This is a genomic window from Mucilaginibacter oryzae (genome assembly GCF_003148845.1).
Taxonomy (GTDB): domain Bacteria; phylum Bacteroidota; class Bacteroidia; order Sphingobacteriales; family Sphingobacteriaceae; genus Mucilaginibacter; species Mucilaginibacter oryzae.
On sequence record NZ_QGHA01000003.1, the window covers coordinates 464,726 to 487,571 of the forward strand.

The 22,846-nt window shown below is 46.6% G+C and carries 20 protein-coding genes; 14 read left to right on the forward strand and 6 right to left on the reverse strand.

Features of this window, described 5'->3' with window-relative positions; all coding sequences use genetic code 11:
• Positions 1–117 precede the first annotated feature (117 nt).
• The 13 genes from LX99_RS11120 (at position 118) to LX99_RS11185 (ending at position 12,970) form a co-directional block, all read left to right on the forward strand.
• Positions 118–828, forward strand: coding sequence for a response regulator (locus LX99_RS11120; RefSeq protein WP_109607939.1), 711 nt, complete (start codon positions 118–120; stop codon positions 826–828).
• Positions 829–1,181: 353 nt separating this feature from the next.
• Positions 1,182–1,601: a phosphonate C-P lyase system protein PhnG gene (locus tag LX99_RS11125; protein WP_109607940.1), complete on the forward strand. Its 420-nt coding sequence runs from the start codon at positions 1,182–1,184 to the stop codon at positions 1,599–1,601.
• A gap of 1 nt (position 1,602) precedes the next feature.
• Positions 1,603–2,211 (forward strand): phosphonate C-P lyase system protein PhnH, encoded by a 609-nt coding sequence (gene phnH, locus LX99_RS11130; protein ID WP_109607941.1) that lies wholly within the window; start codon positions 1,603–1,605, stop codon positions 2,209–2,211.
• Positions 2,212–2,214: 3 nt separating this feature from the next.
• On the forward strand, positions 2,215–3,345 hold the full coding sequence (locus LX99_RS11135) for a carbon-phosphorus lyase complex subunit PhnI (protein WP_109607942.1): 1,131 nt from the start codon (positions 2,215–2,217) through the stop codon (positions 3,343–3,345).
• 11 nt (positions 3,346–3,356) lie between these two features.
• Positions 3,357–4,262: an alpha-D-ribose 1-methylphosphonate 5-phosphate C-P-lyase PhnJ gene (locus LX99_RS11140; RefSeq protein WP_109607943.1), complete on the forward strand. Its 906-nt coding sequence runs from the start codon at positions 3,357–3,359 to the stop codon at positions 4,260–4,262.
• Complete coding sequence (locus LX99_RS11145) at positions 4,252–5,100, forward strand: ATP-binding cassette domain-containing protein (protein WP_109607944.1); 849 nt, start codon at positions 4,252–4,254, stop codon at positions 5,098–5,100. Before LX99_RS11140 ends, LX99_RS11145 begins: the two co-directional genes overlap by 11 nt.
• 28 nt (positions 5,101–5,128) lie before the next feature.
• Positions 5,129–5,839: a phosphonate C-P lyase system protein PhnL gene (locus tag LX99_RS11150; RefSeq protein ID WP_211319005.1), complete on the forward strand. Its 711-nt coding sequence runs from the start codon at positions 5,129–5,131 to the stop codon at positions 5,837–5,839.
• A gap of 275 nt (positions 5,840–6,114) precedes the next feature.
• Positions 6,115–7,332, forward strand: coding sequence for an alpha-D-ribose 1-methylphosphonate 5-triphosphate diphosphatase (locus LX99_RS11160; protein ID WP_109607947.1), 1,218 nt, complete (start codon positions 6,115–6,117; stop codon positions 7,330–7,332).
• A complete protein-coding gene (locus tag LX99_RS11165; RefSeq protein WP_109607948.1) occupies positions 7,322–8,125 on the forward strand; it encodes a hypothetical protein in 804 nt (267 codons plus the stop codon). The genes LX99_RS11160 and LX99_RS11165 overlap by 11 nt, the downstream gene beginning before the upstream one ends.
• 9 nt (positions 8,126–8,134) lie before the next feature.
• Positions 8,135–8,890: a metallophosphoesterase gene (locus LX99_RS11170; protein ID WP_109607949.1), complete on the forward strand. Its 756-nt coding sequence runs from the start codon at positions 8,135–8,137 to the stop codon at positions 8,888–8,890.
• A 16-nt stretch (positions 8,891–8,906) separates the two neighbouring features.
• Entirely contained in the window at positions 8,907–10,577 is a 1,671-nt protein-coding gene (locus tag LX99_RS11175; RefSeq protein WP_170122672.1) for an amidohydrolase, read from the forward strand.
• Between the two features lie 119 nt (positions 10,578–10,696).
• Complete coding sequence (locus tag LX99_RS11180) at positions 10,697–11,740, forward strand: LacI family DNA-binding transcriptional regulator (RefSeq protein WP_109607951.1); 1,044 nt, start codon at positions 10,697–10,699, stop codon at positions 11,738–11,740.
• 186 nt (positions 11,741–11,926) lie between these two features.
• Complete coding sequence (locus tag LX99_RS11185) at positions 11,927–12,970, forward strand: glycoside hydrolase family 43 protein (RefSeq protein WP_109607952.1); 1,044 nt, start codon at positions 11,927–11,929, stop codon at positions 12,968–12,970.
• Positions 12,971–13,097: 127 nt separating this feature from the next.
• Here the strand turns inward: LX99_RS11185 and LX99_RS11190 are convergent, their stop codons facing one another.
• From LX99_RS11190 to LX99_RS11200, 3 genes are all read right to left on the reverse strand, one after another.
• Positions 13,098–14,522, reverse strand: a complete 1,425-nt coding sequence (locus tag LX99_RS11190) for a COG3014 family protein (RefSeq protein WP_109607953.1) — start codon at positions 14,520–14,522, stop codon at positions 13,098–13,100.
• A gap of 66 nt (positions 14,523–14,588) precedes the next feature.
• On the reverse strand, positions 14,589–15,182 hold the full coding sequence (locus LX99_RS11195; protein ID WP_022833224.1) for a penicillin-binding protein activator LpoB: 594 nt from the start codon (positions 15,180–15,182) through the stop codon (positions 14,589–14,591).
• A 53-nt stretch (positions 15,183–15,235) separates the two neighbouring features.
• A complete protein-coding gene (locus tag LX99_RS11200) occupies positions 15,236–15,652 on the reverse strand; it encodes a hypothetical protein (protein ID WP_022833225.1) in 417 nt (138 codons plus the stop codon).
• 471 nt (positions 15,653–16,123) lie between these two features.
• On the opposite strand from LX99_RS11200, the gene LX99_RS11205 reads away from it, so the two are divergent.
• A complete protein-coding gene (locus LX99_RS11205; protein WP_109607954.1) occupies positions 16,124–16,621 on the forward strand; it encodes a nuclear transport factor 2 family protein in 498 nt (165 codons plus the stop codon).
• Positions 16,622–16,699: 78 nt separating this feature from the next.
• On the opposite strand, the gene LX99_RS11210 is transcribed toward LX99_RS11205, so the two are convergent.
• The 3 genes from LX99_RS11210 to LX99_RS11220 all read right to left on the reverse strand — a co-directional run bounded on the left by LX99_RS11210 (position 16,700) and on the right by LX99_RS11220 (position 22,842).
• Positions 16,700–18,370 carry a hypothetical protein gene (locus LX99_RS11210; protein WP_109608078.1) on the reverse strand — a complete coding sequence of 557 codons (1,671 nt, stop codon included), beginning with the start codon at positions 18,368–18,370 and terminating at the stop codon, positions 16,700–16,702.
• A gap of 166 nt (positions 18,371–18,536) precedes the next feature.
• A complete protein-coding gene (locus LX99_RS11215) occupies positions 18,537–20,363 on the reverse strand; it encodes a glycoside hydrolase family 35 protein (protein ID WP_109607955.1) in 1,827 nt (608 codons plus the stop codon).
• A gap of 46 nt (positions 20,364–20,409) precedes the next feature.
• Entirely contained in the window at positions 20,410–22,842 is a 2,433-nt protein-coding gene (locus LX99_RS11220; protein WP_109607956.1) for a glycoside hydrolase family 2 TIM barrel-domain containing protein, read from the reverse strand.
• Positions 22,843–22,846: the final 4 nt, after the last annotated feature.

Consider the following 22,846-nt stretch of genomic DNA (forward strand, 5'->3'; position numbering starts at 1 on the left):
ATTAGATTTTCTGACGCTTAATTTAACAGAGAAAGCGGCTTTTATTGTTAGAATTTAACAATGGGCTAATCTTTAGTTTAACTACGGTGACTAATATCGTAATGGTAAAAATAGCTTATGAGAAAACCCCGGCTCGTTATTATTGATGACCATTACGACATCCTGGAGATTTTAAAACATAACATGGTTCAGGAAGGTTACGAGGTTAAAATGTTCTTTAACGCGGTTGATGCCCTCAAATACATCAACGCCGATAACACCGACCTGCTGGTAACCGACTGGATGCTCCCCGAGATGGACGGCCTGGAACTTTGCCGCAACCTCAAAATGAGCCCCTCCACACGGGATATCCCCCTGGTAATGCTCACCGGCAAAAATGACGAGATTGATGCCGTAACCGCCCTTGAGGTAGGCGCCGAAGACTATATGACCAAACCCATCCGGATGCGCGAGCTGATGAGCCGCGTAAAAAAGATCCTGCGCCGCAAAAGCACCGAAGACACCGCGAGTACCCGAAAAGAAGCAAAGGAAATTATTGAGTGCGGCGTACTGCGGATGAACCTCGTTAGCTACAAAGTGTACATTAATAATGAGCTGTTAGAACTAACCATAGGCGAATTTAAACTACTCGAATTATTGGCCAAACAACCCGGAAAAGTTTTTTCGCGCAGCCAGATTATTGAGCGCATTAATGGCTCGCAGTATTTTGCTACCGAAAGATCCATTGATGTGCAGATTGCCGGGTTGAGGAAAAAGTTGGGCGAGTATAAGGATGCAGTGGAGACGGTGAGGTCAGTGGGGTATAGATTTAATGAGCGGTTTGTCTGAACTGGATTTTGACAACTCTTACCCACCTATCCCCGACTGCCGTGAGGACACGGCAGCTCGTTTGCCATTTTCAAGAATTTATGAAATTAAAAGATAAGCAAATACTAAGCAATTTCAACAAATACTATTAATTCAACCCGGTTGCCGTGTCCTCAGGGCAGCATGCTTGTCATTCCCCTTAACCGGAGTTTACTAAGTTATTCTATTCACCCAATCCCAGTCCAGACAACCCTTGCAAACAAACACCCCCTTCAGGGGGACGGGGGGCTAACAATCCCCTAACAAAACAATATCCCTTCCCTAATTATTCACAAATAATTGCGGCCTAATTTTGATTCAAATCATTAAGCCCGATGCAAGAACAGGATTTTATATTATGCGAGTGCGAACTGGCCTCCCTCCGGGCTTTCGTAGCCTCGATAGAAGAGAACTTTGAAGTGACCATTGCCAAAGCCCCTTCAACCTGTATGACCATGATCCGGGCGCAAGACACGGTAGAGTTGCAGGAGTTTTACCTGGGTGAAGCCCTCACCACCGAATGCGAAATTTTAGTGAACGGGCAACGCGGCTATGGTATTTGCCTGGGCGACGAGCCCGTGCGCGCTTATTGCATTGGCTTTATAGATGCGCTTACCCAATTGCCCGGTGCCGATTTACAGGCTGTATACACTTTTCTGAACGAACAATTACAACTCATCCGTAAAGCCGAGCAACTGGAATATAACCAGATTATGCGCACCCGCGTTGATTTTAAACTGATGGAACAGGAATAATATGCAACCTGAACTACATTACAATACTGTTTTTGATGCGCAACAGCATTTCCGTTTGCTGCTGGATAGCATGTCCCGCCCCGGTAAGATCAATACTTTTCCATCATCGAATATTTTGCCACCGGCTGGTTTAAATCAAGCTGCTGCGCTTACGGGCTTTGCTTTGCTGAATGCCGATACCAACTACCATATCACAGTCCAAAACAGCACGGATATTGCCGATTACCTGTTGGTGAATACCGCTGCGCAGCAAGTGGATATTGCTGTGGCCGATTATATTTTTTTACCCGAAAACCATGATGGCCGGGGTTTACACGAAGCCCGGGTGGGAACACCGGTTTACCCAGAAGACAGCGCCACGCTGATAGCTGCCGCTCAGGTGATAAGCGCCGTGGCTATGACAGATTCTTTAAAGATCACCATGAATGGCCCCGGCGTAAATGGCGAAGCTACGGTATGGGTTAAAGGCATTAACCCCGATTTGTTGAATTATCTTAAAGAACAGAACAGCGAATACCCTTTGGGTATCGACCTTATAATTACCGACGGGCAAAACAATGTGCTCTGCCTGCCACGCAGCAACAGGTTTACTTACACTCAAACAAACTAAAACATGGGATACGTAGCAGTAAAGGGCGGCACCGAAGCCATTCACAATGCAAGCGAACTGGCAGAGTTTTACCGTATAAAAGGCGATACACCCCCGATAGATATTCAACAAATCCGCGCGCAGATGCGCCTGGCTATTGATAAGGTAATGGGCGAGGGCGGTATTTACGCGCCCGAATACGCGGCCATAGCCTTGAAGCAGGCAGAGGGTGATGTGTACGAGGCCGCGTTTATTTTGAGGGCTTTCCGCACCACGCTGCAACGCAATTATTACTCATACGTGATCAATACCCGCGAAATGTTTGTGAAACGCAAAATTTCGGCATCATTCCGCGAAATTCCCGGCGGGCAAATCCTCGGGCCAACCCGCGATTATACCCAGCGTACCCTTGATACGGCCAAAGCTACGGAGACATCTATCGACATCGATGCCTTTTTAAATAGCTTCGGCGCTAAGGTTGATCCTGAAAAAATGGAAGGCATCAGCACTTTCGGCAAAGTGATCGACTTACTTCAGCAGGAAGGTTTATTGGCCCCGCCCGACGAAACCGAAGATCGCCGCCTGGTCGATATCACCCGCGAAGCGATCAAATTTCCGGCTCCGCGCTCGGCAAGGTTACAAATGATGGCGCGCGCCGAAACAGGCGGACTGATGGCCCTCGGTTATAGCAGTCAGCGCGGCTTTGGCAGCGTACACCCAACCGTTGGCGAACTGCGTTACGGCAATGTGCCCGTACATGTGCAGGATGCCGGCGGCCGCAAACGCTATATTGGCAAAATTGAAGTGACCGAAAACGAGATGATCACCGGCAGCAAGGCCGCCAAAGAAGGTGCTCCGCCATACTTCACCATTGGCTACGGATTGTGCTTTGGCCACAATGAAACCAAGGCGATATGCATGAGTACGCTGGATACCACTATGCGTCGGCCCGAAAACGGGGCCCCGGCAAACGACCAGGAATTTGTACTATACCATACCGAAGGCGTTGAGGCCATGGGTTTTACCAACCACCTTAAACTGCCGCATTACGTTACTTTTCAGTCGAGCCTGAGCAATACCCGCGCCGCGATTGAACGGAACAGCCAGGCAGGCAAAGAGCTTGAACAGCAATTGATCCAGATGCAATCAGTTTAAAGCACACCACCATGATTGAAAACACCAAGTACACCAACAAATACAATTTTGCCTTTATTGATGAGGCCACCAAAAAGGAGATTCGGCGCAAACTGCTGAAGGCCGTAGCCATCCCCGGTCACCAGGTGCCATATTCATCGCCCGAAATGCCTATTTCGCGCGGGTGGGGAACAGGGGGATTGCACATTACACTGGCTGTTATAGGCCGCGAAGATGTGTTTAAAATAATTGACCAGGGCAGCGATGCCAGCGTTAATGCCTGCAACCTGCGCGAGTTTGTAAACAGGATGACCGGCTGCAAAACAACATTTGATACTACCGAAGCCACCCTGATCCAAACCCGCCACCGTATTACAGAGGAAGAATTGACGGAAAAACAGATCATCGTTTTCCAGGTGCCCCTGCCCGAGCCCTTACGTATGGTGGAGCGGTATGAGTATAAAACCCTGCAAATGCATGCCGAGGCAGATTATGCAAAAATGTACGTTTCACTTTATGAATCGTACGTGCGCCATGGAGCTATTATGGAGGGGGCGGGTTACCCGGTTATGGTAAACGGCAGGTATGTGATGTCGCCTTCGCCGATTCCCCGTTGGGATATCCCTAACCTGAACCAGGCTAAAACGTTGTTTTTATTTGGAGCTGGCAGAGAGAAGCGACTTTACGCCGTGCCACCTTACACTGATGTGGAGCCGTTGGAGTTTGAGGATGTGAACTTTGAAATAGAGGATTTCAGTAACAGCGGGTGTTATAAAACGGGTTATAAAAAAGCGTTTTTGGATGAGATCTACGCAGACGATGGCGGGCGCAAATTTGTAATAAGCGACAGCAATTTCCTGGATAAGAAGATGGAAAGGCAGGAAACCCGGCAATACAGCAATAAATACATAGATCAACTGCAAGCATATGACCTTTAACCAGGATAACTGGTTGCTGCGGGTGCGCAACCTGACTAAAATATACGGCGAACCGAACGAAAGGACACTGGCGCAAACCGGTCCGGAGTTTGGCTCCAACATCTGCCCTGAAACCGAGAGTATTGTGGCCTGTGCCGATATCAGCTTTGATCTGTACCCTGGCGAGGTGCTGGGCATCGTTGGCGAAAGCGGATCGGGCAAAAGCACGGTAGTTAAAATGCTGTACTTTGATTTTGAAAAAACTTTTGGCTCGGCATGGCTTAAGCCATATAACAACGGGTTGATTGATATACTGCAGGAATCGAACCAGCGCAAGCGCTATATCCGCAACAACCTGATGGGCATGGTTTATCAAAACCCGCGCGACGGGCTAAACTTCGGCTTCTCATCGGGCGGCAACATTGCCGAAAAACTAATCATGGCCGGGCAAATGAATGTTGGCAGTATCCGCGCAAGGGCGGCAGACCTGCTCACCAAAACCGAAGTGCCGGTGCAGCGTATGGATCACCGGCCCGGTACTTTCAGCGGTGGTATGCAGCAAAGGGTACAAATCTCTAAAGCCATAGCCAATAACCCTCCTTTGTTGTTTTTGGACGAGGTAACTACCGGGCTTGATGTATCTGTACAAGCCAAAGTGCTCGACCTGATCCGCGAACTGCAAACTACCCTCGGCATCGCCATGATCGTAGTATCGCATGATCTTTCGGTGATCAGGATGCTGACCGACAGGGTGATGGTAATGAAGAACGGACGGATTGTAGAGAGCGGCCTTACCGACCAGATTTTACAGGATCCGCAGCATGAATATTCACAATTGCTGGTGAGCTCATTGTTATAAACCAAACATACAGGCTGATAAAATAATAATGAACATATTAGAAGTTAACAACCTGAGCAAGGTATTCAAACTGCATATCCTCAACAACAAAAAGCTTGAGGCCCTTGCCGATATCAACTTTACGATGAAGGAGGGAGAGATCATCGGGCTTACCGGTAAATCGGGCTCGGGTAAATCAAGTTTGATGAAATGCATTTACCGCACCTACCTGGCCTCATCGGGCGAGATCATTTACGGTTCGAAAGATGGCTATCTCGACCTGGTAAAAGCCGATGACCATCGCATCATCGAACTTCGTAAAAATGAGATCAACTACTGCTCACAGTTTTTAAGCGTGATCCCCCGCGTAACCGCCGTCGACGTGGTTTGCGAAAACCTGTTCAGGATAGAAAAGGATAAAGAGGCAGCCCGCGCCAAAGCTAAACAGATGCTGGAACAACTGGCGCTCCCCGGCGAACTGTTTGATGCCTTCCCGGTAACCTTCAGCGGCGGCGAGCAGCAGCGCGTTAATGTGGCCCGCTCCATCATCGCTTCACCAAGGTTTTTGCTGATAGATGAGCCTACAGCCTCGCTGGATGCCCGCACCAAAGATGTAGTGATTGATATGATATTAAGCCTGAAGCGAAACGGCACATCGGTGTTGTGCATTTCGCACGATGAATATGCTTTGGACAGGCTGTGTGACAGGAGGATTGATCTGCAGTTTGGCAGGATCAATGAGGTGGAGATTGTTGAATGATTTAATGTAGAGACGCATTACATGCGTCTCCAAGATACTATGGGAGACACATGTAATGCGTCTCTACAAATAAACAAATTGATTAAAGTCTCCTCAGGGTCTCTCTCAGAGGACCCTGAGGTTCCAGTTTATAAAAATGAAGCTACGGCAATTGTGTGGAGCACAAGGCTTGCGACTTGCATAGCGCAGAGCCTCAGGGTCCTCTGAGAGAGACCCTGAGGGAACGGTGAAAATATCCCCACAAAAGAAAAGTACGATTAAAAGATATTTTAAAAATGAGATCATTCATTATCAGTAACGCCAGGGTGGTAACACCATCCGAAGTACTTGAAAACACATCCGTACTGGTTGAGCATGGCATTATTACCCATATAGCCGGGCAAATTGATGAGCAACTGGCGGAATATAATATCGATGCCGAAGGCGCCATCCTGATGCCCGGCATTATCGATATCCATACCGATGCCATGGACGCCGAGATTGTACCCCGCACCGGGGCTGATATCCCGATAAATGTGGCCTTTCGCGAATTGGAGCGCAAAATGAGCGGCTGTGGTTTTACAACCGTGTACCATTCCATGCATTTAGGTTACGATATGGCCGAGCTGAACGCCAGCAGCAAATACACCCGCGATGAGGTTTTTGAAACGGTTCACCGTGCCGCGAAAGGCAGTACGCTGTTGAATAATAAGATCCATTTAAGGTTCGAATTATCGGGTGTAAAAGCCTATCAAACCTGCTTTGACCTGATGGATAAAGGTTATGTACAGCTATTATCGGTAATGGACCATACCCCCGGCCAGGGGCAGATCAGTAAGGGCTATTTTATAGACTACTACAAGAAAATGGGTAAAACGGCCGAAGAAGCTGAACAGGCTTTTATTGATAAACTGGCTATGCCCGTTATACGGGGCGAAAAACTGGAAACCTTGATTAAACATGCACAGCAGCTGCACATCCCTGTGGCATCGCACGATGATGACAGCGTAAAAAAAGTGGAATACATGCGCGGCCTGGGTGTTGAGATCTGCGAGTTTCCCATCACCATGCAAACCGCGAAACATGCTGTTAACTTAGGCATGCATGTGGTTGGCGGCGCCTCAAATATTTTAAGGGGGGGCTCGTTATCCGGTAACCTGAATATGAAGGACGCGGTTCTACAGGGCGCGGTTGATTCGCTCTGCTCTGATTATTATCCGCCGGCAATTATTCATGCTATATTTAAATTATATCAGGAAGAGGGATTGCCCTTACCCGAGGCTGTAAAAATGGCCACACTTAACCCGGCTAAAGCCGTGGGAATAAGCAGCCATACCGGCAGTATTGAAACCGGCAAGGATGCCGACCTGGTTTTGGTAAAACTACCCGATGGCATCCCGATGGTAACGCACACCATTGTACGCGGCCATATCGTGGCACAGGCCAGCAACAAAATAAATTATCATAAGGACCATCAACCGGATAATAATTTATCACTAACCAATGAACTATAAGCAGGCAATAAACACCATGGATCTTTCCTTTGAAGCTTATAATCAAAGGCAGCTTGGCGAAATTTCGGCAGAGAAAAACAGGGAACGGGCCTGGAATGCCCGGCCCGCAGGTAATTTTATATACAAGAACCCGGACTGGCAACCGTTGGAATACGAAGGCTTTGCCGTTGTATCCATGCTGAATGAAAACCCCGGCAACGAACCGCTTACCGCCCGCCTCATTGCCATACAGCAGGAGTTAAGCTTAAACCTGTCGCCCCGTAGCGCTTTTTACCAGCTCCCGCCCCAAAGTTTTCATCAAACGGTAGCCAACACCCTCTCTGCCGATAGGTTTAAACAACATATTCTGCACGTAGGGCTTGAAGAAACTTACCCGGCTATGGTAGCCAATGCTTTTAACCGCATCCCTTCAACCGGAGGCGAATCAATTATCAGGATGAAGATGGTAGGCTTAAGCATATTTGGTACAGCTATAGGTATTTTAGGCGTTTTTGAAGATGAGGCTGATTACAGCCGGATCGTTAATTTCCGTTCGGCGTTTTATGCTGATGAGCAACTGGCCCAGCTTGATGTTAAGATGACCCGCCCCTTTATCGGTCACATCACCCTAACCTATATCGAACAAAGCCTCAATAAAAACCAGAAGGAACATTTAGCCACGGTAATCAGTGAGATTAATGAGGGTTTGGCCCTTGAAGAAAACTACTTCCATATAGCGCTTACCGGTTTGCGGAGGTACCACCACCTGGCCGATTTTATGAAGAAGGATGATTATCCAGTTCATCAATTTTAATCTTAAAAAATGAAAATAGGTATTATAGGCGATATCCACGAAGATATTACAGCGCTGCAAAAAGCCTTTGATGTGTTGGAAAAAGCGGGCTGCACCGAGGTGATTTGCCTGGGCGATATTGTAGGGTACCGGGTAAACACTTATTACTACCTGGATACCCGAAGCGCACACGAGTGCATTGCCATGATCCGCGCCAATTGCAGCACCGTAGTGATTGGTAATAATGACCTGTACCAGGTAAAAAAGCTCCCTAAATATGACGGGGGCCTGGGTTTCCCTGAAAACTGGTATGAACTTGATTTTTTTGAACGTAAAAAATGGAGCGATGGCCGGGTGCTTTTATTTGAAGAAGTGCAGCTCAACGCCCTCATGACCAGGGAAGATAAGGCCTGGCTGGAATCTGTTCCGGATTTTGTTGTGCGCGATTTTAATGGCCATAAAGTTTTATTCTCGCATTTTGCCTATCCCGATCTGCACGGCGTTAAAGCCAGCTTCCCGCAGGTTGCCGAAGCCTATCATGAACATTTAGAATTTATTGAGCAAAATGGCTGCCGTACCGGTTTTAGCGGTCATATGCACTTTGAGGGCGTTAGCATTTGCAACGATGAGCATATCGAACGCAATCCCTTTGGCAAATATCGCTTAACAGATCAGTTGCAGTGGTTGTATGGCCCTTGTGTGGCCCGCAGCAGTTTTAACAACGGGGTGCTGGTATTTGACCCCGAGCAGTTTACCATCGAGGCTATCCCTATGCTTTTTATCTGATTATAAAACATTTATCATGAAATATTTTTGCATTTTCATTCTTCTGCTAACCGGTTTTAACACCCTCGCCCAAAAGGCCGACCTGGTTTTAACCAATGGTAATATCATCACCCTGAAACAAAAAGGCGACAGGGCGCAAGCCATTGCCATAAGCGGCGATAAGATCATTGCCGAAGGCCCGGTCAAAGCCATCAGCAAATACATTGGCAAACAAACAAAGGTTATTGATTTAAAAGGCAAAACCGTGATACCGGGTTTTAACGATGTTCACCAGCACCCGGCACCGCTGTATACTTTTGATAAGCTTTATGCCACCATCGAACTGGATACCGTAAAGTCCATGAAAAATTTAATAGCCTTGCTGAAAAAGAAAGCAGCCATTACGCCCAAAGGCATGCTGATAAGGGGAGTTGGTTATAACGAAACCAGGCTGGGTGGCCAGCCCATCCGCGACAGCCTGGATAAAGCATCTACCGATCACCCTATCATTATTTCGCATGTAAGCGGTCATCTTTCGGCTGCCAACTCTATGCTGATGGACATGAACGGCATCGATGAGAATACTGCCGATCCGGCAGGCGGCGCCTTTGAGCGTTACCCTAACAGCAAACGCCCGGATGGGATCTGTAAGGAGGTGGCAGCTTCATATCTCCGCAAATCAAAACTAATTGAATACCCACCGCAACCTACAGCGGATGAGGAAATGGAAGGCTATCGGTTGTATTTTAATAAAGTACTTGCAAGCGGCGTAACCAGCATCGGCGATGCCTGGACAACACCTGAAAAAGTGGTGATATACCGTAAACTGGTTGCCGAAGGCTTCCCAATGCGTTTCAACGTACTGATGGGCACGCCTTACGCCGCCGACCTCATCAGCGGAAAGATAAAACGCAGCAATACCGATCACTTGCGGATTGAAGGTGTAAAGGTAGTTCATGGCAATTCCCTGAGCGGTAAAACCTGCTGGTTATACGAGCCTTACGATATGATCAATCCCGCTACGGGTAAAAAAGATTACTACGGTATTGCACCTGCCCGCAGCCAGGCCTCGCTGGACAGTTTATTTTTGGCTATCCATAAGGCCGGTTTGCAGATTGCCTGCCACTCCAACGGCGACAGGGAGATAGACATGGTGATCTCGGCCATCGAAAAAGCGCAAAAAGCTTATCCCCGGGGCGCAGCCCGGCACCGGATTGAGCATTGCAGCATTACCAACCAGGATATTTTGTATAAGATCAAGGTAGATGGTATTGTACCTGTATTTCACTGCTACATGTACGAGCTCGGCGATAAAATGCAGGTTTACGGCGAAAAACGGATGAGCATGCTGCACCCAACCAAAACCGCAACCGATATGGGTATCATTTACGCGTTGCACTCGGATGCACCGATATCGCCTTATCCGGCCATGATACGTTTGGGCAGCGCGGTTAACCGTAAAACCAAAGACGGCGGCATAGTGATAGGCGTTAACCAGCGTATTGATGCTGAGGAAGCCATAAAGGCCTATACTTACGGCGGCGCTTACGCCACTTTTGAAGAACAGAAAAAAGGCAGGTTGCTGGCCGGACAGCTGGCCGACCTGGTTGTATTGGAGAGCGACCCGACAACAATTGATGCGGAAAAGATTTACGATATTAAAGTTGCAATGACCATAGCCGGAGGCAAAGTGGTTTTCGGTAAATAGCGTTTGGAGCAAAAGTCGCGGGTTACCGCTTAATTTTATCAGTTGTATAGCCTCTATTTTTCTTATGTTTACTATCCGGTATAATAACCGGTTACAAAATAAGATAAGTAAGGGTAGATATGAATTTTGGTGGGGTTACTATAAAGGATATTGCTAAGGAGCTGGGCATTTCACCTTCGGCTGTGTCAAAGGCATTAAAAGATAGTCACGAAATTGGCGAAAAAACAAAAGCGCTTGTAATAGCATGCGCTCAAAGACTTAACTATCAGCCTAATCTTAACGCGCAAAGCCTGAAGCAGGGCAACAGCAAATCCATCGGGGTTGTAGTATCAACCATTGATAACCAGTTTTTTTCGCAGGTAATTAACGGTATTGAGTCGGTTGCGCATAGCAGGGGGTATAACGTGATCATCACCCAAACGCACGAATCGTATGAATTGGAAATGCAGAACGTACGCCACCTCACCTTCCGTTCTATCGATGGTTTGCTGATCTCCTTATCAACCGAAACCAATAATGTAGACTATCTTAAATACTTGCACAGCAAAGGCCTTCCTATTGTTTTTTTTGACAGGGTAAGCGATGAGATCAATACGAATAAAGTAGTGGCCGATAATTATGCCGGGGCGTACAATGCCACAACCCAGCTTATCAAGGCCGGCTACCGAAAAATAGCACACATTACCAGTTCGGTAAACGCATCTATCACGGCCGAGCGCTTAAAGGGGTACCGGGCCGCCCTGCAGCAGCATCATATCGACATTGATGAAAGCCTGATCAAATATTGTTTGCACGGCGGCAAAGACTCTGCCGAAATTGAAAATGCCCTCGGCGAGTTATTTCATCATGATAACCGGCCTCACGCTATTTTCACAGCATCCGACAGGATCACCACAACTACACTATCCTTACTGCATAAGTTGGGTTTAAAAATACCGGGAGATATCGCCCTGTTAGGTTTCACTAATACCCAACTGGCCGAAGTATTAAACCCGCCTTTAAGTTCGGTTTACCAACCGGGTTTTGAAATGGGAAAAAAGGCCACCGAGATGCTGATCAGTGTTATTGAAAGCAGATATCCCGTTACCGAATTTGAAACAATGGTGTTACCCACCGAAGTATTTATCAGGGCCTCATCGCAGCCGCAGAGGCTGTCGACCTGACTTCTGCTGGAACATTTTATGCTGATTTACGGCTTTTTATTGAGTGTAATCCGTTTTAATGATAAAGCGCTTACGGATTATTACTGAACTACCGGCATTAACTGTATTATTTACGTTTGTTGTTTTTATAAAATCTTTTGCCCACTTTTAGCGCTGTTATAAACCAAGCTAAAACCTTTCAGCGCTATGAAAAAACTATTTAACGCCTGCCTGCTGCTGCTTTTATTTTCAAAAGCCGCCACTGCGCAAAACGCAGGTAAAACTTTTACTAACCCCTTAATGCCTTCCGGGGCCGATCCGTGGGTTACTTATAAGGACGGATTTTACTACTATACCAACACAACAGGCGGCAATATCGTGATCTGGAAAACCAAAGATGTAACGGCTTTAGGTACAGCGCCCAAAACGGCCGTTTGGTCGCCGCCTCAGGGCACCCCTTATTCAAAAGAGCTTTGGGCGCCCGAACTACATTTTGTAAAAGGAAAATGGTATGTTTATTTCGCTGCCGATAACGGCGATAATAACAATCACCGCATTTATGTGATCGAAAATTCCTCGGCCGACCCAACGCAAGGCACCTGGGAGTTTAAGGGCAAAATAACCGATAGCACCGATAAATGGGCTATCGATGCCTCGGTGTTTGAAAACAAGGGCAGCTGGTACATGATCTGGTCGGGTTGGGAAGGCGACCATAACGGGCAGCAAAATATTTATATAGCTAAAATGAAGGATGCTTTGACCATTGGCAGCGAACGGGTTAAAATATCAAGCCCCACTTACGATTGGGAAACCAATGGCAATCTTCATGATGGTAAGCTGACGCACGTAAGCGTAAATGAAGGGCCCGAAATTTTGAAACATGGCCACAAGCTCTTCCTTACTTATTCGGCAAGCGGCTGCTGGACAGATTTTTATGCATTAGGAATGCTTACTGCTGATAAAAACAGCGATCTGCTAAATCCCGCTTCGTGGCAAAAATCAGCTCAGCCGGTATTTAAGCAATCACCGCAAAACAGCGTTTACGCACCCGGCCATAACGCGTTCTTTAAATCGCCGGATGAGAAGGAAGACTGGATTGTTTACCATGCTAATTCAAACCCTAACGAGGGTTGCGGCAATAAACGCTCGCCCCGAGCACAAAAGTTTACCTGGAATAAGGATGGTTCGCCCAATTTTGGGGTGCCTGTTAAGGATGGCGAGCAGTTAGCTGTGCCTTCCGGAACAAAATAATTGAAGAATAACAGCTCCCATGCGCCTGTTGGTGTTTGAAACTGTGATCCAACTCTTTACCATTTACAACGAAAAGCCGCCGATGTTATGTACACCGGCGGCTTTTTATTGATACAAATTATTGATATTACCTGAGCGTGGCGTAGTTATAAAACTGTAACCTTCCAGTGCCCTGCACATTGATAGTTTTAGTTTCAACTCCGCCTTGTGCATTCTTCAGCGTGATACTGATCTTATTATCACCTTTTTGCAGCGGGATACGGGTATAAGATATATAGGCCGGCAAACTTTGCCAGTTACGGGTATCGGCTTTTTCGGATAGCAGGCTGTACAGTTGGATGCCATAACCCAATCCCTCCAGCCAGCCATTGGTTTTACCATCGCTTTTGGCAGCCGCCCGCACCGAATACTCAGCCATTTTTTTAACAGCTAACCGCGACAAAATGCCACCCATTTCTTTTAACGCCCTTTGCTGAAGGGTTTTGAATGCCAGTTCATTAATATCCTCGGCCTTGGTTAAAAAGGCTTCCCGACCGTTGCTGGTGATCGAAGCGCTTGTATAATAAGGCGTTTGCGCAACGTATTTAGGGTAGGCTACATTTAAGCTTTCAACCGATTTAGTATTTACCTTACCCCTATCGCCGGTGTAGTTAAACGGCACAACAATACCGCCTGCGGCATCCGAAAAAAACAAATCGCCATTGCTGTTTCTTATCAAACTAAAAAACATGTTAACCTGCGTTTTAACCGGTGCGAGGCCGTTTTCCCAAAAAAATATGAGTTCCCCCCCTTCCGATGGCTTGGCGGGCTGGTAATTAATGCCGAATGTTTTTTCAAACTCGTCGGCTTCGGTTGTAAAGCCGTTCAGCTTAGCCGTGCGGATCACATCCTGCTCCAAACCCGCGGGTATGGTGGTGCCGTAATAAGTTTTATCGGGGCTTTTCAAATAAATTTCGGCGGCGTTACGATAAGAAATAAAAGCATTGTTAACATCATTATTAGCCTCATAAAGCATACCCTGCAACATCAGTGAAAAAGCGTCGTTGGTATAACGGTTATCTTTATTGTTAAACTTATCGCCCTGTTCCTGTGCCTGCAGCGTAATGCGGCGGGCTTCCACAATGGCCTCGTCGGTTTGGTTCAGGTAAATGTAATTGAGGGCCTTGTAGTAATGGATCATGAATTTTTCAAAATCCTCACCTTTATAAGTTTGCGATGCGGAGTTAAGCAATACACCAACCGCCGCATCTGAGGCTCCGCCGAGGCCCTGATCCAATAATTGATCTGCCTCGTTAAAATATTTGTTGCTGTTATCGTACTCGCCTTTCAAATGGCAGATGCGCCCCTTTTCCATCAGGTATAACAGCTTGTTGCGCGGCTTCTTAATCAGGCTGTTACCATCAAGGTCCTTTTCGGCCTGGGTATAATTACCGGCAGATACGCTTTTATAATAAGGCGCTACACTCTGGTTATAGGTGGCACAGCCCGATAACCAAAGCATCAGCCCGGCAAAAGCAAATACCCGGCATATATGCGTACGTAAATTGATCATTATATGATGCAAACAGCCCCGAACGCAGGTAAACCGTGTTCGGGGCGATATAACTGATATGTGGTATTAATTTTTAACGTATTTGGCAATTTTCTTTTCGCCAATCCAAACTACCTCGTTGGTTTGGATATTGGTAAGCTCAAGGTTTACCTGGTAGTAAACCACTTTTTGACGTTTATGCGCATCAACAATGGAGTTGATTGAGCCTTGCAAAATATAATCGGCACCATTTTCCATACCGAATTTTTTCATGCTGGATACGGTGGCGTTGGTCTGCTGATCTGCCTTTTCGGCACGTAGTTCTTCGCGCTTTTTGCCGCCTTGTACTAAACGTACTTTTTGCGATTGGATGAACGAACTTTCAATATCAGTAAGGAAGGTTTCGGCATCAATATGTTCGTGGCTCTTGTTTTGAACAAAGCCAACAATCACCACCGGGCGTTTACCCTGGTGTTCGTTCATGTGCGTGTCTATCCAGTTAGCACCTAAAATTTTGCCTGTCAGTTCGTCGGCAGCCATACGGGCGTCGCTGTTGTTCCAGTTGCCGCTTACATCTATAGTTTCATCGGTACTTACGCGGGTAACCTGGCGGGAGCACGAGTTAATTAATATTCCTGAAAACGCGATGGCAGCAACTGCTATGATCCTGTTAAATTTCATTTGTAGTATATGTTGTAAATTATGATATGTTAGATTGTGTATTGGCGCAATTGTTACCAGCCAAAGCCGATACCTATACTGGCGCGGTTACCCCAGCCCCAGCGACCGTAACCACCCCAGCGGTTACCCCAGCCGTAGTTTAAAAACGGCGAGTATGAATAACCACCATACAGGCCCCATGATGGCGAATAATCGTAATAACCATTCATGCGTTCCTCATGGCGCCATTGGCGGTTTTGGCGGCGGCGTTCCTGACGGGCCTCATACCAATCATAAGCTTTATAGGTATTTTGAATGGTAACACCATGTAAACTGTTTAACGTATCGGCTACGCGCGCATATTTAGCCTGGCTTTCGGCATATCGTGGGTTTTGATCGGGCAATAAGGCGGTTTGCTGCTGAGCTTTCACTATGCCGCTAAATAAGCTGCACACAAGTACGCAGGCCGCAATAATGATGTTCTGTTTCATTGTGATTAATTTAATAAGTAAAATTACGCAAAAGCAACACCAAATATTACAGCGCTACCCCTGGTAAATGTTAAATTATGTTAGATTGATTGCTTTTTGACGTTAGTATGAAAAGAAGGTTTAGTTGCCTGAATCAGAATTTGCAGAATTTGAGGATTTACAGAAGTCTATTTGCTCAATCCGGACAAAATCAAAGTAATCAGCAAAATTAAACCCGCTACGGCAAAATCGGTGTAATCAAAAAATCAATCGGTGCAATCCCCAAAAATAAAAACAACCGCAAGCTATCCATCAATAACAGCCAATTAAATTAGGGTGTTGCCTGCGGCCCGGGCTTTACGCTCATACTGCACAGGCATTAGCCACAAGGCCGGTATACGCTTCAATTAACACAAAATACGTTTTCATTTTAGCTTTATTCCCGTAACAAGTATGTACTGCCGGGCGTCAATGTGTTATATTTAAAAATTCATGAAAAAGTTAATCCAAAATATACTCGCCATAACAATCACTGCTATTTGCGTTAGTACGTTGTCTACAACCTCAGTCGACGCGCAAACCGCCGCTTTTAAACCTAAGGATGTTCAGCTTTATAACACTATTGCCCATATGGATAGCGTGATGTTTAACGCTTTCAACAGCCGAAACCTCGAAGTAATGAAAACACTCTTTACACCCGATGTTGAATTTTATAACGATGGTAAAGGCGTTACCGGTTATGATGCCACCATGGCGGGCTTTAAAGGTATTTTTGAAAACAAACAGGCTGCCGATTTACGCCGCGACCTGGTAAAAGAAAGCCTTGAGGTATACCCTATGCCCGGCTATGGCGCTATTGAAATGGGCACACACATTTTCACGCATACCGAAAACGGGCATAAGATTACCGGCACCATGAAGTTTGTACATCTCTGGCAGTTAAAAGACGGGCAATGGAAAGTGGCGAGGGTGGTGAGTGTAGGGCATTAACCCCTCACAAACCCTCCCCGGAAAAGAGGGCTTAAAAAGCAAAAACATATCCTAAAACTCTCCCCTACTGGGGGAGTTTTAGAGGGGGCTTGCGCAATCAAACCAAACAACATTCCCCTCCGGTTTCAATCTGAATATAATACCATCAACCGGCTTACCGAAACTACCTTTTACCGCTTTAAAAGCATAACTCATCCCTTCAAATTTACATTTTATTTGTTTCCTGCCGATGTTAGTATAAGGCAGCTTCACGCCGGCAGCAGTAGCCATATCAAAGTACCAGTCAACAGGCTTGTCACTTACCAACCACATTTTTATTTGCCGCTCGTCCATGTCAACTTCCAATGTACCTTTTACCGATGTTAGCGGCCATGATATGTGCATAGAAGCAGCCGTTTTATTGGTGAATACAGGATTGCCACCCTGCACTAACACTTCCTTGCCATCTATAACAGCTTTCAAACGCAGGCCGCCAATTTCGTTAGGTTTACTCCAGATGTAGCTATCAACAACCGGCAGGGTAAAAAATGTACACTCGTTGGAGGTAGCCACCTGCCGGGTATAAACAGACGGGAAATTTTCATTAAACAAATGGATATCGCGGATACGGAGGTTGCCGTTTTCCCAAAGCATATTGATGCGGTAAAAGCGGCTGTTGAACCAGGCTGTTTTTAAATCGCTGCCTTCAATATCTTTACTTACCGTGAACGATGTTGGCGGGGTAACTTTATATTTCTTTTTAAACCATAAGCCCGATTGCTCCATGGTTTCCAACGTTATTTTTTGTTCATCGCGCAGGCGGGCAATCAGCGGCATCTGAATTTCGAAACCTTTGGCCATGGCATCCCAGGTAAAGGAGTTTTCCTGCCCTGCCTGGGTATAATTAAAGCCAAGCGCCTTATCTTCGGTAAATGATTTCAAAAACCAGTTAACCCAGACTGAATCGCCGCCGCCAAATTTATAAACAGGTTCGAGGGTTACCACACCCTGCCTTGCCGTACCCAAACCATTGTCATACTGGCGGATCGGGTCGCTGCCCAGCATCCTGAAAATGGGTACCGGGATTTGGTTTTGGGCATGTTGAGCGGGCATGTATGAGTTAATTTTACTTGGATAATAAGCCTGGTTCCAGTAACCGCCCCAAAGGGTATAACCATCGGTGCCATACTGATCTTTACAATTGGCCGATGCCACAATGTGGTACTTGCGATACATATAATCCAAACTGTAACTATCAATAAACCATGATGCTATTGATTTGGGGTAATAGCCGAAAATCTTTTTAAAATCGGCCATGTAAACGTCAATTAGTTTTTCCCGCTCCCCTGGTGTGTATCCGGTTGAGAAACCGATGTTAGCCCGCCAGTCCCAGGGATAACGGCCACGCCATTTTAGTCCGGCTTTTTCTACCTGAGGCTGCGGGATCTCCCACCAGGCACCTATTTCGAACGAGTTACGGGGTAAGGCTTTGAGTAGTTTCTGATATCTTGGGTCGATCAGGGCATCATACTGTAGTAAAAACGTACCGCCGAGGTGATATTTTTTCATGACCTCTACCTGTTTAACCACCGTTTGGTATAATACATCTTCAGTAATGGCAGCATCACGCGGCTCAAGCAGGCGGATAAAGTTAACTATGTTGACGATTTTGGGGGAAGGCGCTTCGTGCGGTTGCTTTTGGGCTAACAATTTTAACGAAAGCAGGCAAAAAAGCACGGAGGTGGCAGAAAAAAGCAGGCGATGTTTCAAGGTTAACAATTTTGGTGATGGTTGATAAAAGTAGGCATCGCGAAAGTCTTCTCTATCCCTGTCTGTCCTGCGTGGAAAAAAGTTAGCCTGAGCACCGACTCTTATTAACAAAAAAGGAGCAAACGGTTAAAGCTTGCTCCTGTAAATATTATCAAAAATCAGTCCTTTACTTCTGCAACTCGCTCAAAACCGGCTTAGCCAGGCTTGGCAAAACATTCTGGTCGGTTTTAATCAATTCCAAAACTTCAATTTCATTGTTACCCGCTTTAAACCACTCAACCGGGGCATAAACTGTTTGCTGCGGACCAACGTTCCAATACCGGCCCAGGTTATGGCCATTTAGCCAAACGGTTCCCTTACCCCATTTGCTCAGATCCAGGTAAGTATCAACAGGTTTCTTCAGGCTAAACACGGCTTTCTTTATCACCGGCTTACCGCCTGATATTTCAACGCCTTTTCCTGCTAAGTTCAAAGTATTTAAAGGCAGCCCGTAGCTGTACCAGTTTTTCACCTCGGTACCGTTCAAAGTAACCTTACCAGTAATGCCTTTTTTGTTTTTAAGCAGGTATGGGCCAAAATTGATGCGGCCAAGGTTTTCTACCAAAATTTCCAGTTTAACTTTACCTTTTGGCAGGGTAATTTGCAGGCTATCCTGTTTCAGGCGCCTGTCAAGGATCCCAACCCGCTTACCGTTCAGGTAAATAATCCCGTAATCGCGCAGGCCATCTATTTTAAGCATGGCTGTTTTGCCCCCGGTAACCGAGGTACGATATAAAGCGAAACCGTAAGCCTGGTTCAAATCTTCAAAAGTTTGTGGTGCCGCGTGCAATGCTGCTTTGGGTAAATGATCAAACAAACCGAAGGTTTGTGTAAAACGGATAGCTGGTATAGCCTCAGCAGGTTTAGCTGCCGGAACTTCGGGCAAGGTTACACCTGCAGGCAGGTGCTTCTTGATCACCTCCCTGAATTTCATATACTTATCGGTAGCATTACCTGCTTCATCCAAAGGCGCGTCATAATCATAGCTACTAATCTGCGGCTCGTACGGGTTTTGATCGTTAAAGTTTGCGCCGTTCATGAAACCGCGGGTGGTACCACCGTGAAACATGTACATATTGATGGAGAGCCCGGCACTTAACACCGAATCAAGCGGGGCAACGTACTTTTCGGCAGGAACAGTATGATGAGCGGTTCCCCACCAGTCAAACCAGGCCGGGTACCATTCGGCAATAAAATAGGGGCCTTTGCCGCCATGGTTTTCACCGATAAGCTTTTTCACTTTGGCCACGTTATCTACACCGTTAATAGCAGGCAGCAAACCAGGCAGGTGACCATCTTTAATAGCCGCTTCCGGATCGCAGGTATAAAGCTGTCCGTCAAAACCTGCTTCAATAAACATTTTACGGTTCAGGGCAAGGTAATCCTTATCTGCACCGTACGATCCGTATTCGTTCTCGATCTGCACCATCAGCACGTTGCCGCCATGGTTAACTTGTAAGGGAGCAAGTTGCTTGCCCACCTCCATGATGTATTTATGATACGCTTCAAGGTATTTAGGCTCCTTGCTGCGTACCTGCAGGCCTTCTTCCTTTTCGAGCCAGTAAGGGTAACCGCCAAACTCCCATTCGGCGCACACGTAGGGGCTTGGCCTTAAAATCACCCAAAGGCCTTCCTCTTTGGCAATTTTTACAAACTCGGCAACATCGTGGTTACCGCTAAAATCATAATGTCCTTTTTGCGGTTCGTGCACGTTCCAAAAAACGTAGGTACCAATGGTATTAAGGCCCATAGCTTTGGCCATTTTCATACGCTGGCGCCAGGCCTCGCGCGGTACGCGGGTGTAATGCATCTCGCCCGAAATAATCTGGAAGGGTTTGCCATCCAGTAAAAACGCGGTATCACTTAGCGCGAAGGTATGTTTCACATCCTGGGCGGCAATCCTACCGGTTACCAACAAAAAAAAGAAGAGGGATAACAGTTTTATAAACTTCATATATTAAAAATGCAGGGTGTTAATTTTTGTGTTACTATGCCGATGCCTATTTTACAATTAATGTTACAGTTGATGGTTTAAGCTTACCGGCGCTAAATTGAACGTTTACCTTACCGGGAGTACCGTTGGTTTGAATATAAGCCAGTAAATGGCCGTGCAGGGTTTTACGGCGGTTTGCCTGGTAGTTTTCGTGGCTGGTGGTACTGCCGCTTTCCAATCCTAATAATTTAGCCGGGCCGGTTATGTTAACGGTTACTTCGTCATCAGCATTAAATACCGGGTTACCATCTTTATCGGTTACATAAACCTCCACCTGGCTCAGGCCTTTGGTCTTGATGCCAAAAGTTGTATTGTCGGCTACTACTTTAAGTTGATTAGCTTCGCCTGCCGTTTTGATGCTGTTCATGGATACCTCGGTGCCGTTGTTGTAAGCTTTTACAACCAATTCGCCGGGTTCATAATCAACCTGCCATGACGGGGTACGGTTACGGGCTACGCTTAATTTTTGCCTTCCTAATGATTTGCCGTTCAAAAACAGTTCTGCTTCCTGGCAGTTGGTAAAGCAGTCTACCTTTATTTTATCGCCCGGCTTCCAGTTCCAAACAGGTTCGGCAGTGCGGTGGCTCCAGATACCGCGATCTTCGGCACCGGTAACGGCACGTGCGCCTATGTAAACCATTGGCTTAGCGGCCCACAAACTCTGCCTGAAAAAGTACTCGGGCTTTTTAAATCCTGCCAGGTCTATCAGGCCTGCGCCGTTGCTGCGCTGCGGCCATTTTCCGGCTTCGCCCAGGTAATCAATACCGGTCCACAGGTATTGGGCAGAGATATACTCGTTGCTATCCACGGCGTTCCAGGCTTGTAGCTGATGGCCGTTCTCGCTGCCGTAAATAATGCGGTTAGGGTATTTTTTATGATCTTCAGGGTAGCGGTACTCCTGGTAGTTATATCCTACGATGTCCAATACTTCGGGATACCCCACCTCGTTCGACATGACTACACCGGCCAGCGCGGCAGTTACCGGGCGGGTGGTGTCAATATCCTTTACAGCTTTAACCAATCTTTTAGCTATCGGGGTTAAGCCACTTGCCGCGGGGTGGTCGGGCAAATAGCCTTTCCCGTAGATCTGCGGATTGCGGCCTGTGTTTAACACCTCATGCGTATAAGGGTCATTAGGATAATCAATTTCATTACCAATGCTCCACATAATAATGGATGGGTGATTGCGCGAGCGTAAAACCATGTCGTGTACGTCCCTGTCGGCCCATTCTTTAAAATATTCGTGATAGCCGTTTTTCGATGGCGTACCCACATTCCAGCCGGCAACCCATTTGTTTTTGCCTATCTCCCACTCATCAAAAGCTTCATCCATTACCAGGAAGCCCATTTTATCACACAGATCATATAAATAATCAGCATGCGGGTTGTGGCTTAACCTCAGCGAGTTTACGCCCGCGTCTTTCAAGATCTTTAGCCTGCGCACCCAAACTTCCTCCGGAACAGCTACGCCTAATGCACCCGCATCATCGTGAATACAAACGCCTTTCAGTTTGGTGCTTTTTCCATTTAAAAAGAAGCCCTTATCCTTGTCAAAACGGATGCTGCGGATCCCTACCGGTTGTGTTATTTCATCTATTTTTTTACCCTTACTGCTAAGCACAACTTTAAGTTTATACAAGTTCGTGCTTTCAGGATCCCACAGTTGCGGCGACAGGATTTGCTGTTCAAATTCAACGGGCTGCTTCCCTGGTGCGATCTGTGTCTGTTTTTGTGCGTTGCACACAACTTTACCGCTCCTGTCAAGCAGGCTAACATTTACAGATACCAGGGCGGTAGTGCCGGTGCTATTGGTAACATCTATAATAACTTTCGCGGTAGCATTTTTTACCGAAACCTCCGGAGTGGCGAAGGCTACATCCCACAAACCGATATGCACGGAATTTTTAACAATCAGATATACATTACGATAAATACCCGAGCCTGTATACCACCTCGAATCGGCAAATTCGCTATGATCAACTTTTACAGCGATGGTGTTTTTTCCTGTCAGATTGAGGTAAGGGGTTAACTCGTATTGAAAAGCGATAAAGCCATTAGGCCGTTTGCCGAGCGAATGCCCGTTGAGCCATACCTCGCTGTTTTTGTATACCCCATCAAAATAAATAAATACCTGCTTACCTCTCCACGCGTTATTGGCTGAAAAGCTTTTTTTATACCAGCCTATACCTCCGGGCAGATAGCCTGTGGCGCTTGCCCATTCATCGCTAAAAGGGCCTTCAATACTCCAATCGTGCGGCAGGTTTACGGTTTGCCAGCCGGTTTCGGTTGTAAGTCCGCTGATTTCATTATTAATATTGCCCTTGTGAAAACTCCATGCCGAATTAAACAAGGTTTTGCCGTTCATATCCTGGGCTTTTACCAAACCCGGAACCAGCGCAAGGAAAGCAAAAAGCAGAAACAGGTAATTTTTATTTTTCATTTGG